The sequence below is a fragment of the Chitinophaga tropicalis genome (genome assembly GCF_009758205.1).
GTDB lineage: Bacteria > Bacteroidota > Bacteroidia > Chitinophagales > Chitinophagaceae > Chitinophaga > Chitinophaga tropicalis.
Genome location: NZ_WRXN01000001.1, coordinates 1,037,833 through 1,052,653 on the forward strand (window position 1 = coordinate 1,037,833; position 14,821 = coordinate 1,052,653).

Genomic DNA, 14,821 nt, shown 5'->3' on the forward strand with positions numbered 1-14,821 from the left:
TCTTAAAAACCGGTTTATGCAAGATAATCTGAATAAAGAATTTAAACCTACCAGCTGGTCCATCGATAATAAGGTGAGCATTTACGTTGCCACTATTATCCTGGCCATTGCGGGTATCTTGTCCTATCAGAGCCTACCCAAGGAACAATTTCCTGAAGTGGTGTTCCCACAGTTCTATATCAGTACTATTTACTTCGGTACTGCGCCGGAGGATATGGAAACCCTGGTTACGAAGCCTATTGAAAAGCAGTTGGGTGGTATATCAGGTGTGAAGTCTATCAAGAGTACTTCTATGCAGGATTATTCTGCCATTACGATAGAGTTCGATGCGAGTGAGAATATGGAAACGGCCAGGCAGGAAGTCCGTGAAAAGGTAGATGATGCAAAGAAAGACCTGCCTAACAACCTGGACCAGGAGCCACAGATCATCAAGATAGATGTGTCGCAGATACCTATAATGAACGTGAACCTGTCAGGCGATTTTGACCTGCAATCCCTGAAGAAGTATGCGGATGAAATGCAGGACCGTATTGAGGCATTGAATGAGATCACCCGTGTTGATATTGTTGGTGCGCTGGAGCGTGAAATACAGATCAATGTTGACAAGTATAAGGCGGATGCGTCTAAGGTAAGCTTTGATGATATTGGACAGGCCATTGCTGCAGAGAACATGACCATTTCCGGGGGCCTGGTATCTGTAGATGGTCAGAAGCGTACACTGAGTGTAAAAGGCGAATATAAAGATGCATCGAAGATCCGCAATATTGTGGTGCGCGGACAATCCGGCGCTACTGTATATCTGCGGGACATTGCGGAGGTGGTAGACGGTTTTAAGGAGCAGGAAAGCTATGCCCGCCTGGATGGCAAGAATGTGATCACGCTGAACGTGATAAAACAAAGCGGTAAGAACCTGATCGATGCTTCTGATAAGATCAGGGAGATCGTGAAAGAGATGAAGGAAGATTATCTGCCTAAAGGTCTTGATGTAACTATTACGGCAGACCAGTCTGATTCCACCAGGGTAACGCTGCATGACCTGATCAATACGATCATCATTGGCTTCCTGCTGGTAACTATTATCCTTATGTTCTTCATGGGAGCGGTGAATGCCATCTTTGTGGCGTTGTCTGTACCTATCTCCATGTTCATTGCGTTCCTGCTGATGCCGGCATTTGATTTCACGCTGAACATGATGGTGTTGTTCTCTTTCCTGCTGGCGTTGGGGATAGTGGTGGACGATGCCATTGTGGTGATAGAGAACGTGCATCGTATCTTTTATGAACGTAAAGATCTTGGTATTGTAAAAGCGGCGAAAGTAGCTGCAGGAGAGGTGTTCCTGCCGGTGTTCTCGGGTACTATGACGGTACTGGCGCCTTTCTTTCCGCTTCTTTTCTGGCCGGGTATCATAGGTAGTTTCATGTTCTTCCTGCCAGTAACGCTGATCACTACACTGGGGGCTTCACTGATAGTAGCATATATTATCAACCCGGTATTTGCGGTAGATTTCATGGACAGGCATGAAGGGGAGAATCATCCCAGGCCTGCGATGGACAAAAAGTTTGCAGTATTTACGGCTGTGTTTATAGGAATAGCGCTGATAAGTTACCTGTTCAGTTTCGGTGCAGGGAATTTTGTGGTGTTCGTATACCTGATGATAGTATTAGAGCGTTTCTGGTTAGGTGGCGTTGCCCGTCGTTTTCAACATAACTTCTGGCCCAGGGTACAGGAGCGTTATAAGCGTATACTGAAATGGTGTCTGATTGGCTGGAGACCTGTATGGATACTTGTAGGTACTTTCTTTTTGCTCATCTTCAGTCTGATACTGACGGTGATACGCAGCCCTAAAGTGGTGTTCTTCCCGCAGGCGGACCCCAACTTTATCTATGCTTATATAGAGCTGCCGATGGGTACTGACCAGAAGTATACAGATTCTATTACGCATATTATTGAAGACAGGATCACGGCAGTGGTGGGTAAGAATAACCCTATAGTAGAATCTATCATTTCCAATGTGGCAGTAGGTGCGGGAGATCCTTCGCAGATGGATATGAGCGTACAGCCTCATAAAGGTAAGGTGACCGTTGCTTTCGTAGAATTTGGAAAACGTAACGGACATTCTACGGTACAGTATCTTGATAAAATACGTAAGGTGGCCAGGGGGATTCCTGGTGTGGATATAACCGTAGAGCAGGAGCAGGGTGGTCCTCCAACAGGTAAGCCTATCAACATTGAAATAGCAGGTGATGAGTTTGAGGCGTTAACGGCTACAGCAGATAAGATGAAGCGTTATCTTGATTCACTGCAGATAGGAGGTGTGGAAGAGCTGAAGTCAGATTTTCAGAGCAACAAGCCTGAGATACTTGTAAACATTGACAGGGAAAGGGCTAACAGCGAGGGTATTTCTACCCGTACTATTGGTATGGCTTTGCGTACTGCCCTGTACGGACAGGAAGTATCGAAGTTCCGTGATCCTGAAGATGATTATCCGATCATGGTAAGGTTCCAGGAATCGCAGCGTAACAATATCAATACGCTGATGAACCTGAATATTGTGTACAGGGATATGAATATGGGTGGTGCTATACGTCAGGTGCCATTATCTGCGGTAGCAGATATCAGGTATTCCAACACTTATGCAAGCATCAAGCGTATAGATCAGAAGCGTGTTGTAACGTTGTATTCAAATGTGCTTACCGGTTACAATACGAATGAAGTGGTGCAGCAGATACAGACGGCCATACAGGATTTCCCGAGAACACAGGGCATTACTGTTAAAATGACAGGGGAGCAGGAAGATCAGGCAGAGACGTCTAACTTCCTTGGACTGGCCATGCTGGGAGCTTTTGGCCTGATCTTCATGATCATGGTAACGCAGTTCAACTCTGTGGGAAGGCCGCTGGTGATACTTATGGAGATATTGTTCTCTATCATTGGTGTATTCCTGGGTTTTGCCATTTCCGGAATGGATATTTCCATTGTGATGACAGGTGTTGGTATTATGGCGCTGGCGGGTATAGTAGTGAGGAACGGTATAGTACTGGTGGAGTTTACAGACCTGCTGGTGCAGCAGAAGATGCCGGTATATGAAGCGGTAGTTGAAGCAGGCCGTACGCGTATGACGCCGGTGTTGCTGACGGCCATTGCTGCCATATTGGGTCTGATACCGCTGGCAGTGGGCCTGAACATTGACTTTGCGCTGTTATTCTCAGAATTCAACCCACATATTTTCTTTGGTGGTGACAACGTGGCATTCTGGGGACCTCTTGCATGGACAATGGTATACGGTTTGATCTTTGCGACTTTCCTGACATTGATACTGGTGCCGGTTATGTATGCGATGAACAAGCGATCCATTGATGTACTGGACCATTATGGCTGGCCGCGTAGTCTGAAGTATGTGCCTTTCCTGGTACTTATACTCAAATGGCTGACGAAGAAAGATGTAGTAAAAGAGATGCATGATCCTGCTTATGTTTCCCCGAAACCTTACCGGTTTTTTGATAAGGATGAGGAGGAAAATGAGACGGAGATACATAAAGATTTTTAGTTCACACTATATACAGTGTAACAGTTGTAGGTTTAACAGGTACCGTCCCGTTTCAACGGGACGGTTTCTTTTTTTTACACCTTAACAAATTTTAACAATTGACTGCCGGAGCAAATACTTACATTTGGCAAACAAACCATTTTTGTTGCCCTTATAATAATCAACGCTTATGCGACGCAACCATGAAATAGACTACCATATCTATGGCGAGGAAATACAGATTGTCGAGATAGAACTGGATCCACAAGAGACTGTTGTTGCTGAAAGCGGCAGTTTTATGATGATGGACCAGGAGATTCAGATGCAAACAATGTTTGGGGATGGTTCGCAGTCAAATCAAGGCCTTTTCGGGAAGCTGGTCTCGGCCGGCAAACGTATATTAACAGGAGAAAGCCTGTTCATGACAGCATTTACAAATATCGGGCAGGGCAAGAAGCGTATCAGTTTTGCGGCTCCTTACCCGGGAAAGATCATTCCGATGGACCTTTCGCAGATGGGTGGTAAGGTGATCTGTCAGAAAGATGCTTTCCTCTGTGCTGCCAAGGGTGTGAGTATTGGTATTGAATGGCAGAGACGGTTAGGGACGGGTATTTTTGGTGGAGAGGGTTTTATTATGGAGAAGCTGGAAGGAGATGGTATGGCATTTGTGCATGCAGGAGGTATGGTGATACAAAGAGAGTTATTGCCAGGGCAGGTACTCAAAATAGATACGGGATGTGTGGTTGCGTATACTGCGGGAGTACATTTTGACGTTGAATTTGTAAAAGGGATCCGGAATATGGTATTTGGTGGTGAAGGTTTGTTCTTTGCCACGTTAAGAGGTCCGGGTAAAGTATGGATACAATCATTGCCTATCAGCAGGCTGGCCGGCAGGCTGGTTTCTTACGGTACAGGAAAGAGAAAGGAAGAAGGCAGTATTCTTGGGGGATTAGGTAATTTAATAGACGGTGATTGATTTATACACGTTATAACAGATTTCCGGTTTAATGCTTTAAAAGGCATGACAGTACTCATTTTTTTAAGTAGAGTTCAATAATATGTGAAATCTGGTAAGAGAAACCTGGAATTTTGAATTATGTTTGACTTAACAAGGGAGTTTGCTAAGGAGCAGGACCAACTGGACCCATTAAAGACATACAGGGAGCAATTTTATTTTCCTCAGAGGAATGGCAGAGATGCGATCTATTTCTGCGGGAATTCGCTGGGGCTGCAGGCAAAGAACATAAAACCGGCCATAGAACAAGAACTGCAGGACTGGAAAGATTACGCGGTGGAAGGATATTGGGGCGCAAAGAATCCCTGGCTTTATTACCAGCAATATTGCAGTAAACCATTGACTGATCTGGTTGGCGCCAGTCAGGACGAGTTGACTGTAATGAACACGCTTACTGTAAATCTGCATCTGATGATGTTAAGTTTTTACAGGCCTACAAAGGAACGTTTTAAGGTGTTGATGGAGGCAGGAGCTTTTCCCAGTGACCAGTACGCTGTGGAAACACAGGTTAAGATGCATGGATATGATCCGGCCACAGCGATAGTGGAGATTGCCCCCCGGCAAGGTGAACATTTGATAAGGGAGGAAGATATTTTTGAAATAATTGCGCAGGAAAGTAGTAGCTTAGCATTAATATTATTGGGGGGAATAAACTATTATACCGGCCAATTGTTTAATATGCAGTCCATTACGGAAGCGGCCCATAGAGTAGGGGCTGTAGCTGGGTTCGACCTGGCGCACGTAGTAGGAAACGTACCTTTGAAGTTACATGATTGGAATGTAGATTTTGCTGTGTGGTGCTCCTATAAATACCTGAATGGAGGCCCAGGCGCTGTAGGTGGAGCATTTGTACATGAAAGACATGCCCGTAATATTGACCAGCAAAGGTTAGGCGGCTGGTGGGGCAACGAAGAAAGTACCCGTTTTAAAATGGAGAAGGGTTTTAAACCCAAAAGCCGTGCAGAAGGCTGGCAATTGAGCACGGCACAGGTATTTAACATGGTAGCATTAAAAGCCTCGCTGGAACTATTTGAGTCCGCCGGGATAGCAGCTTTACGAGATAAGAGCATAAAACTCACCAATTATCTTGAATTCCTGTTAAAACATATAGAAAACATAAAATTTGAAATAATTACGCCAAAAAATTGTAAGGAACGCGGTGCTCAGTTATCTTTGCTTTTCCATGATGGAGGGAAGCATATCCAACAAAAGATGACAGACGCCGGTATAATCGTCGACTGGCGGGAACCTGGAGTAATTAGAGTTTCTCCGGCGCCCTTATATAACTCTTATGGAGACGTATTTCATTTTTATGAAATCATAGCTAATATTGATTCAAACGCTTAATTAAGTAAGATGACTTTTGAGAGAAACGAACGCCCCCGCAGGCCCTACTCTCCTGGTACAGACAAAGACCAAGATCCCAATAAGGAGAGACCAGGCGGTTACTTCAAACCCGATTTTAATAGCGAAAGGGAGGGCAGACCTGGTAATTTCAACCGGGACAATGACAGACCATTTAATGTAGACCGTGAAGGTGGCGGTGGTTATAATCGTGGGGATCGTGATGGCGGCGGCGGTGGATACCGTCCGCGTGATAATGGTGGCTACGGCGGCGGTAGTGGCTATGGCGGCGACCGTGAAGGCGGTGGTGGCGGTTACAACCGTGGTGGCGGTGGTTATGGTGGTGGCTATGGCGGCGATCGCGAAGGTGGCGGAGGCTACAATCGCGGTGGTGGCGGAGGCGGCTATGATCGCGGCGGCGGTGGCGGTTACGACCGTGGCGGCGGCGGTGGTGGTTACAATCGCGGCGGTGGCGGCGGTGGTTACGATCGCGGCGGTGGCGGCGGTGGTTATGATCGCGGCGGCGGCGGTGGTGGTTACAATCGCGGCGGTGGCGGCGGTGGTTACGATCGTGGCGGTGGCGGCGGTGGTTACAATCGCGGCGGTGGCGGCGGTGGTTACGATCGCGGCGGCGGCGGCGGTGGTTACAATCGCGGCGGCGGTGGTGGTGGCTTCAACCGCGGTGGCGGTGGTGGTGGCTTCAACCGTGGTGGCGGCCGTCCAAGCTTTGGTGGCAACAGACGTCCTATGCCTCCGAAACCAGATAACAAGATATACTTTATCGCCCTGCTTCCTACTGCTGAAGTAGGTAAGGAGATAATTAAAATAAAACAGGAGTTTGCTGAAAAGTATGGTCCGTTGTATGCGCTGAAAGTATTGCCGCATATTACTCTCCAGGTACCTTTCACTGCAGATCCTGCACTGGAAAAAGCATTCTGTGATGAACTGGCTGAGTTTGCAAAAGCACAGGCTCCGTTCGAAGTGTCTCTGAATGGTTTCGGCACCTTCCCTAATAAGCAGAACCGCGTTCTGTTCATTAATGTAGAGAAGAGCGAAACTATGGGTGCACTGCACAGACAGCTGATCAACTTCCTGCGTAAGGAATTTGGTTTCAGTACCATGCTGGCGCGTACAGGCTTTACTCCGCACGTAACGGTTGCGTTCAAAGACCTGGAAGATGCCCAGTTTGAAAAGGCATGGCCTGAATATGAGAACAAGGAATATAAAGCCACCTTTAAGGTGAATAACCTGTATTTCCTTCGTCACAATGGCAAATCCTGGGAAGTATTGCAGAAATGCAAACTGGGAGGGGCCTGATAAATCAGAACATCAGGCTGGCCATTGGCCAGCCTTTCATTAAAAGAAAAAGCTTTTGCCATATGGCAAAAGCTTTTTCTTTTAATGAAACAGTTGTAGTTATTTAGCTTTTAAGATATATACGTCCTGTTCTCTGCTCAGTGTAAGGTTAGCACTTTCTGTAAGCACCTGTAATACGTCTTCCAGTTTTGCATCATTTTCAAAATGCCCCTGGAACTGGTAGTTAGCGGCCTTAGGATCTTCTATTTTTATCTTTATGCCATAATATGCTTCCAGCATTTCCACTACATTGTTGAACGGTGCATCATCAAAGTACAGCATATTCTTTTTCCATGCAGTTGCTTTTGCATCTATAGCGCTTTCTTCTATCTGGCTGCCGTCTCTGAATGTGGCCCGGCGTCCCGGGGTAAGGATCACTTTCTTTTCTTCTTTTTTATCTGACACTGCTACTTTACCACTTACTACAGATACTGTTACCGGTTCTATTTTATATGCTCTTACGTCGAAAGTAGTACCGAGTACCTGTGTCCTGGTATGATCAGTATACACTATAAACGGGCGTTGTTCTTCCTGTGCAACATCAAAGAAAGCTTCTCCTTCCAGGTAGACGGTGCGTTCTTCTCCTTCAAACTGTTGGGCGTAACGCAGATGGCTTTGTTCGTTCAGGAATACTTTGGTACCGTCAGGGAGCTGGATCACTGTCTTTTGGGCAGCGGCTGTACGTATGTCAATTTCAACTTCCCGGCTCCTGGTGGTAAAGTAAAGGGTGGCAGCTCCGCCCAGCAGCAGTACTGCAGCAGCGGCCCGGAGCGCATACCATTTCATGCTGCGTATTACGGGAGTGGAAGTAGCGGTTTCTGCCTGTAAGCGGCTGGTAAACCGATTCCAGTTGGCGTCAACATCAGGTTCATGTTCAACATCTGCACTACCGGTCACTTCCCAGGTTTTACGGATCTCTTCATAATATCTGCGGTGCGATTCATCCTCTTCCAGCCAGGTCTGCAGCTCCTGCGTGCCGGCTTTGTCCAGGCTGTTTTCCAGTGCCCGTATGATCAACAGTTCTATATGCTCAAAGGTGTCTGACATACCGTTTATAGTTGTAAAAGTAAAGGATAAAGAGAGGCGCCTGCAACGAACAGGATGATCTGCAGGTAGTCCTGCAATGATACTCTGAGCTTTTTTAAGGCGGTTATCATCTGGTTTTCTACTGTTTTAACAGATATATTGAGGGTAGTAGCTATCTCTTTATAGGACAGCTCTTCGTACCGGCTAAGGATAAAGATCTCCCTGCATTTGGCAGGAAGCTTGTCAATGGCCTGCTGTATATGCCTGGTGGTCTGCTGCAGGCTTTGGCCTGCAGGGGCAGCCTGCACCGGTTCTATATGCTCCTCAAGCGGCATATGTACGCCCCGTCTCTTGTTCTTATCTATGTGGTCCAGTGCCATATTAATAGCAGCACGCTGTAAATATGCTTTAAAATAGACCTGCTGCAGTTCACTGCGGCGGTTCCATATCTTTATAAACACGTCCTGCGCCAGGTCTTCCGCTGTAGCACTATCCTGTACTATACGGCAGATCGTTTTGCAGACGAACGAAAAATAGGTTTTGAACAAGGTTTCCATAAATGCCTGTTCATCTTCCTGTAACTGCTTTTGTAGTTGTGCATTTTCCGGCATGGTACAAAAATAGGTTTTGTCCTTATTCCTGTCCATATAACTGCTGGCAGTTCCTGAAAATGCGGCTATGGAAGTAGCTTGCATGTGTGACACTTTCTAATTGGTTTGATATCCTACCTGACGTCCTTTATCTCTGAACAGATACTTTCACAGTTCTTATATTCCACGTTGCTGCTACAGGAAGACAATACCAGGCAGAATAATGCCAGCAGTATCAATTCAATACATGTAGCCAGTCGCCGACTGCTCTCCCGCTTTCCTGTGAATGAATCTGTCATGATCAAAGGGGTTGCTATAGAATTAAAACGGCAGCAGGGACCGTTACCCCTAGGCAGGTTGGGTATAATCCCAAAAAAAGAGCCGGCCATACGGACGTATGGAACCGGCTTTTTGATTAACCCCTATGAAAACCAACTATTGCTTGCGTATTTATTGTTCCAGTTTGATGTTGCCCAGATCGGTGATCTTTCCTTCCTCTACCAGTACATTGTTAATGGTAACGTTTCTGAAAGGCTGTTTTGCCTCTACTGTTACCGTATATGTACCATTCTTTATTCCCTGGAAGGTGAACGTACCGTCGGCAATGGCCACATTCAACGTATCCGTACCCTGTATTGCCCAGGTTTTGCTGGCCCCATCCATAGGCGTTACTTTGCCTGATATGGTACCACCTTCCCTGGTGCGGAATCCGAATGCCGTCATGGCCGTTGTTGCAAGAGCTATTATGACTGTATTTGCTTTGTTCATAATGTCCTGAATTTCATCAAAAGAACTATGTACAGATAAATTCAATTACCATGCCATAGCGGAAGAATAAAGATATAGGGGCAGATGTTAACATTACTTTACGAAACCTTTAACAGTAGAGGGTTTATCTGTTAAAAACGATTGCTGAAGAGCTGGCTGTCATGACATGTCATGTCAGTAGAAGCGGTGCAACATTTTGTCGCATCCGAACTACAAAAAAATAGCCTTCACTTATGTGAAGGCTATCTGTATCTGTTATGAGAATAAAATTATCTTCTGTTCAGTTTGGATAATAAGCGGAGTATTTCCAGGTATAACCAAACCAGGGTAACCAGCATGCCGAAGGATGCGTACCATTCAAAATATTTAGGAGCGCCCTGGGCTGCGCCGGTTTCTACCAGGTCAAAATCCAGGATCAGGTTGAGAGCGGCAATAGCTACCACTACCAGGGAGAAAATAATGCCTACTGCGCTGCCTTCATGCAGGAAAGGGATATGAATGTTGAACATACCCAGTACAAATGCGATCAGGTAGAAGAAGGCAATACCCATTGTAGCGGTGATAATAATAGATCTGAACCTTTCTGTTGCGCGGATAACGCGTGTTTTATAAAGTACCAGCATAGCTGCAAAAGTGCCGAAGGTCAGTACTACTGCCTGCAGTACGATACCCTCATAAAGGTTGCTGTACAGTACAGAGATCACACCCAGGAAAAGACCTTCTGCCAGTGCGTATGCAGGCGCCAGGTAAGGGGACCATTCTTTTTTAAAGACCATTACTATTGCCAGTATGAAACCGGTTAGGGAACCGCCTATCAGGAAAGGGACAGGGTTTTGTTGTCTTGCAGGCACGCCCCATGCATAAACAGCGGCAGCCATAACCATCAGCAATAAAAAGCCCATTTTACCAATGGTGCCATTTATGGTCATTACACCTTCTGATGAGGAGCTACCGGCCTTTTGAAGGGCCTTTTCGTTTAATACAGGGTTATTGGATTGAAATAATGCCATGGTATCAGTATTTGATTTTAGTACACTAAATTACAAATTCATGTGTTAAAGGAGTGTTGTATAACAGATTTTTTTTAACCATTGATTACTTAAAGTTATGACCCATAACATATAGCTATAGGTTAACCGCTCAAAGTCTACAAGGTTTGTGTACTTTTGTTCTACTGGCTATTCTTTTAATATAACAATGGATACTTACCTCCCGAATTGTTAAATTTACAGCCTTAAATATATAGGTCAGTTAAATAAGATATTCAATGTCAAATATTTCGGTACAACAGATAGAGAACGTAGTGATAAAGTTTGCCGGAGATAGTGGAGACGGTATGCAGCTTACCGGAACACAGTTCTCTAATAATACGGCACTGGTTGGTAATGACCTGAGCACTTTCCCTGACTTCCCCGCTGAAATCCGTGCTCCGCAGGGTACCCTGGCTGGTGTGAGTGGTTTCCAGCTGCATTTTTCTTCGAACCGCATTTTTACTCCGGGCGATGCCTGTGATGTACTGGTAGCCATGAATGCGGCCGCGTTGAAGGCCAACCTGAAATCTCTCAAGAAAGGTGGCATTATCATAGCTAATACGGACGGTTTTGATTCCAAGAACCTTCGTCTGGCTAACTATCCTGACGGTATCAATCCGCTGGAGGATGGTTCTCTGGCGGCTTACCAGCTCCATACCATGGATGTGACCAAGATGACGCGTGAAGCGCTGAAGGACATCAACCTGGGTATGAAGGAAAAGGACCGTGCAAAGAACATGTTTGTACTGGGCTTCCTGTACTGGCTGTATGACCGTAGCCTGGAAAGCTCAGAGAATTTCCTCAATGAGAAATTCAGTAAAAAGCCTGAGATACTGGAGAGTAACTTAAAGGCCCTTCATGCAGGTTATAATTTCGGAGATACAGTAGAGGCGTTCAGCACCCGTTACAAGGTGGAGAAAGCCCGAATGGAACCGGGTACTTACCGTAGCATTACCGGTAATACTGCTCTGGCATACGGTCTTATAGCCGCCAGCCAGAAAGCTAACCTGCCGCTGTTCCTGGGTACATATCCTATTACTCCGGCATCTGATATCCTGCATGAGCTGAGTAAATATAAGAACTTCGGTATCCGTACTTTCCAGGCGGAAGATGAAATAGCGGGTATTACCTCTGCCATTGGTGCATCTTATGGTGGTCATATGGGTGTTACCACTACTTCCGGTCCGGGTATGGCGCTGAAAGGCGAAGCTATGGGCCTGGCGGTAATGCTGGAAATTCCCCTGCTGATAGTGAATATACAGCGTGGCGGTCCATCTACGGGCCTGCCTACCAAAACAGAGCAATCTGATCTGCTGCAGGCTTATTATGGCCGTAACGGGGAGTGTCCTATGCCGGTAATATCTGCAGCAACACCTTCAGACTGTTTTGAAAGCATTTTTGAAGCCTTCCGCATCTCTGTGGCGCATATGACACCGGTTATTTACCTGAGTGACGGGTACATAGCCAATGGTGCTGAGCCATGGCGTTTCCCTAAGAGTGCAGACCTGCCGGCTATTCCTGTGAAGTTCAAGAAGGGACTGGAGGAAGGAGAAGAGCAGTTCCTGCCTTACCATCGTGATGAGAACCTGGTACGTCCGTGGGCAGTACCTGGCACCCCTGGGCTGGAACACCGTATTGGCGGCCTGGAGAAACAGAACATCACCGGTAACGTAAGTTATGATCCGGAAAACCACCAGCTGATGGTGCGTATCCGCCAGGAAAAAGTAGATAAGATAGCGGATCATATTCCGCTGCAGAAGATAGAACTGGGACCTGAGAAAGGTAAAGTACTGGTACTGGGCTGGGGTTCTACCTACGGCGCTATCAAGAGTGCTGTGCTGGAATTGCTGGCAGAAGGTCATGAAGTTGCGCATGCGCATATCAGGTACCTGCGTCCTTTTCCTAAGAACCTGGCTGAGATACTGCATAGCTATGACAAAGTGCTGATCCCTGAGATCAATAATGGTCAGCTGATCCGTATTATCCGTGAACAGTTCCTGATAGATGCACAGGGTTATAATAAGATCATGGGTGTGCCTATCACCAAGGGAGAGCTGGTAGTTAAGATAAAAGAAATGCTACAGGCATAAGCGCTGCTGCTATATGAAAAAATAATTATGTAATCCTGCCTGTAAGGGCAGGATTTTTTTATTATATTTAAAACGATATAACAAAAATGCACCCTGCACGTTTGCTATAGAAAGCATCATTCCCATAGCCAAAACCTTTATCCATGAAAGGAGTCGTTTGGTCATCATTCTTTATCTGCCTGTTTTTGATAAACGGCTTCAGGGTATCTGCCCAGACCCATAATTACGAGATACGCTATAGCAATCACGTAATCGGCAATGTTACAGCGCATTGTAAAGTGAATGGAACTGCCCGGAGTATTTCTATCCTGAGTAAGGTGGAAATGAAGCTGCTGGCAAAGTTCAATCTTGATATTTCCTGTGAGTTTGATGATAATGTGCTAATCAGGGCAAAAGCGATACGGAGCTCCGGTAAGGAAGCGGATAATAAATCTGTTGTAACGCTGCGTGACGGCAAGAATTACACTATTGTGCAGAACGGTGAGAAATCTGTGTTGAATAATACGGAGATCCTGCATTCTGTAGGAGAGATGTATTTTATTGAACCGCGGCAGGTAACCAGGGTGTTTTCAGAAACACTGGGAGTTTTCCTGACGTTGAATGCCCTTGGAAATGGTTTATATGAGCTGGTGTTGCCTGAGGGGAAAAAGAACGTCTATAAGTATGAAAAGGGGGCGTTGGTGCAGGTAGAGATCAACCAGGCGTTGGGGAAAGCCTATATTATAAAAGTGAGCTGAATATATCTGTATATTTTCTTTCTTTAGCTGTGCGCAGCGTGAAGAAAAAGCATTGCAAAATCGCTTTCACTGTAGGCGAAAGCGATTTTGCAAGTATATTGTGGCCTGCGGCCGGCTGGAATTTAAAAGGACCTATATGGTACGCTCAATGATCTGTCCACTGGTTTTATCTTTCAGGATCAGCTTCTTAGCTCCGAAATGTGTCATTTCTTCCTTTACCAGGTAATATTGCGCATCATATTCTGTAAGCGTGGTAGCTTTCCCTACGCCTGTCTGTCCGCGCCAGATATCCAGCTTAACGGGCTCCCATTGTTTGCTGGCGGCGCTGCGGTAAGCTGCATCGAGGATGGCATTCACCACATATCCGTCATAGAAGGTTTCTCTTGCCGGGCGGTTTGTTTCTTTAGCCTGGAACATGTCAGCAAACATATGATTGTAGCCCAGTTCGTTCAGTTCGTCGCCTACGGGGAATAGCCAGCCGCTGTTGCTTTCTGCTTTTTCAGCTACATAGTCGGCTCCTTTGCCGGTGGTGAACATATCAAAGCCTGTACGCAGGAAACTGTTCAGCCAGATGGTACCTTCTGTTCCCATTACTTCATCACGGAGGTCCAGTCCACCGCGGAAGGTCCAGCTTACTTCAAACTGGCCGATGGCGCCATTTTCATATTTCACAAGACCAATGGCATGATCTTCTGCATCAATAGGTTTAACCTGTGTATCAGCCCAGCACATTACTTCTACGGGTTTGATATCTTTCCCTATAAAGCTGCGGGCTATTTCAACACAGTGGCAGCCCAGGTCGAGTATGCAGCCGCCACCTGCCTGTTCTTTATCCCAGAACCACTCACTATGCGGGCCGGGATGTGTTTCTCTTGATTTGGCCCAGAGAATGCGTCCTAATGCGCCGTTCTTCACGCTTTCCAGTGCTTTCAGGAATTTGGGAGTATATACAAGGTCTTCCAGATAACCGTTGAAGATGCCGGCGGTTTCTACCATTTCCAGCATCCTCTTTGCTTCTTCGGCATTCCTGCCCAGCGGTTTGGTACAGATCACGCCTTTTTTATGTTTGCAGCAGAGTGCTACGGCGGCTTCGTGGAGATTGTTGGGCAGGGAGATGCAAACCACATCTACGTCAGGATGTGCAATGGATGCCTCCATGTCTGTTGTCCAGTGATCTACCTGGTAATCTTCCGCAAATTTTTTGGCGCTTTCTTCCCTGCGGGAGTAAATGCTGACAATCTTGTCCCGGCTTCTTTGTCCCTGGAGAGAGTCTGCATAGAAGCGGCCAATGAAGCCTGAGCCTAACATGGAAATACGTTGCATAATTATCTGATTGGA

Annotated in this window: 12 protein-coding genes; 6 read left to right on the forward strand and 6 right to left on the reverse strand. The window is 46.2% G+C overall.

Going from position 1 to position 14,821, the window contains the following annotated elements; translation table 11 throughout:
• The first annotated feature begins 16 nt into the window (after window positions 1-16).
• The 4 genes from GO493_RS04430 (at window position 17) to GO493_RS30985 (ending at window position 7,202) form a co-directional block, all read left to right on the forward strand.
• Window positions 17-3,547, forward strand: a complete 3,531-nt coding sequence (locus tag GO493_RS04430) for an efflux RND transporter permease subunit (RefSeq protein ID WP_157304887.1) — start codon at window positions 17-19, stop codon at window positions 3,545-3,547.
• Between the two features lie 169 nt (window positions 3,548-3,716).
• Window positions 3,717-4,502 carry a TIGR00266 family protein gene (locus tag GO493_RS04435; protein ID WP_157304888.1) on the forward strand — a complete coding sequence of 262 codons (786 nt, stop codon included), beginning with the start codon at window positions 3,717-3,719 and terminating at the stop codon, window positions 4,500-4,502.
• A gap of 120 nt (window positions 4,503-4,622) precedes the next feature.
• Entirely contained in the window at window positions 4,623-5,888 is a 1,266-nt protein-coding gene (gene kynU, locus GO493_RS04440) for a kynureninase (RefSeq protein WP_157304889.1), read from the forward strand.
• A gap of 9 nt (window positions 5,889-5,897) precedes the next feature.
• Window positions 5,898-7,202, forward strand: coding sequence for a 2'-5' RNA ligase family protein (locus tag GO493_RS30985; RefSeq protein ID WP_232538731.1), 1,305 nt, complete (start codon window positions 5,898-5,900; stop codon window positions 7,200-7,202).
• A gap of 99 nt (window positions 7,203-7,301) precedes the next feature.
• On the opposite strand, the gene GO493_RS04455 is transcribed toward GO493_RS30985, so the two are convergent.
• The 5 genes from GO493_RS04455 to GO493_RS04475 form a co-directional block, all read right to left on the reverse strand.
• Window positions 7,302-8,288, reverse strand: a complete 987-nt coding sequence (locus GO493_RS04455) for a FecR family protein (RefSeq protein ID WP_157304890.1) — start codon at window positions 8,286-8,288, stop codon at window positions 7,302-7,304.
• A 5-nt stretch (window positions 8,289-8,293) separates the two neighbouring features.
• Window positions 8,294-8,962 carry an RNA polymerase sigma factor gene (locus GO493_RS04460; RefSeq protein ID WP_232538772.1) on the reverse strand — a complete coding sequence of 223 codons (669 nt, stop codon included), beginning with the start codon at window positions 8,960-8,962 and terminating at the stop codon, window positions 8,294-8,296.
• A gap of 29 nt (window positions 8,963-8,991) precedes the next feature.
• Window positions 8,992-9,156, reverse strand: a complete 165-nt coding sequence (locus tag GO493_RS04465; RefSeq protein ID WP_157304892.1) for a hypothetical protein — start codon at window positions 9,154-9,156, stop codon at window positions 8,992-8,994.
• Between the two features lie 151 nt (window positions 9,157-9,307).
• Window positions 9,308-9,625, reverse strand: a complete 318-nt coding sequence (locus tag GO493_RS04470; RefSeq protein ID WP_157304893.1) for a peptidase associated/transthyretin-like domain-containing protein — start codon at window positions 9,623-9,625, stop codon at window positions 9,308-9,310.
• A 269-nt stretch (window positions 9,626-9,894) separates the two neighbouring features.
• Window positions 9,895-10,635, reverse strand: coding sequence for a Bax inhibitor-1/YccA family protein (locus GO493_RS04475; RefSeq protein ID WP_157304894.1), 741 nt, complete (start codon window positions 10,633-10,635; stop codon window positions 9,895-9,897).
• 257 nt (window positions 10,636-10,892) lie between these two features.
• Here GO493_RS04475 and GO493_RS04480 point away from each other — a divergent pair, with 257 nt between their 5' ends.
• Window positions 10,893-12,746, forward strand: a complete 1,854-nt coding sequence (locus GO493_RS04480) for a 2-oxoacid:acceptor oxidoreductase subunit alpha (RefSeq protein WP_157304895.1) — start codon at window positions 10,893-10,895, stop codon at window positions 12,744-12,746.
• 143 nt (window positions 12,747-12,889) lie between these two features.
• Entirely contained in the window at window positions 12,890-13,483 is a 594-nt protein-coding gene (locus GO493_RS04485) for a DUF6134 family protein (RefSeq protein WP_157304896.1), read from the forward strand.
• A gap of 132 nt (window positions 13,484-13,615) precedes the next feature.
• Here GO493_RS04485 and GO493_RS04490 read toward each other — a convergent pair whose 3' ends face one another.
• Window positions 13,616-14,806, reverse strand: a complete 1,191-nt coding sequence (locus GO493_RS04490) for a Gfo/Idh/MocA family protein (RefSeq protein ID WP_157304897.1) — start codon at window positions 14,804-14,806, stop codon at window positions 13,616-13,618.
• Window positions 14,807-14,821: the final 15 nt, after the last annotated feature.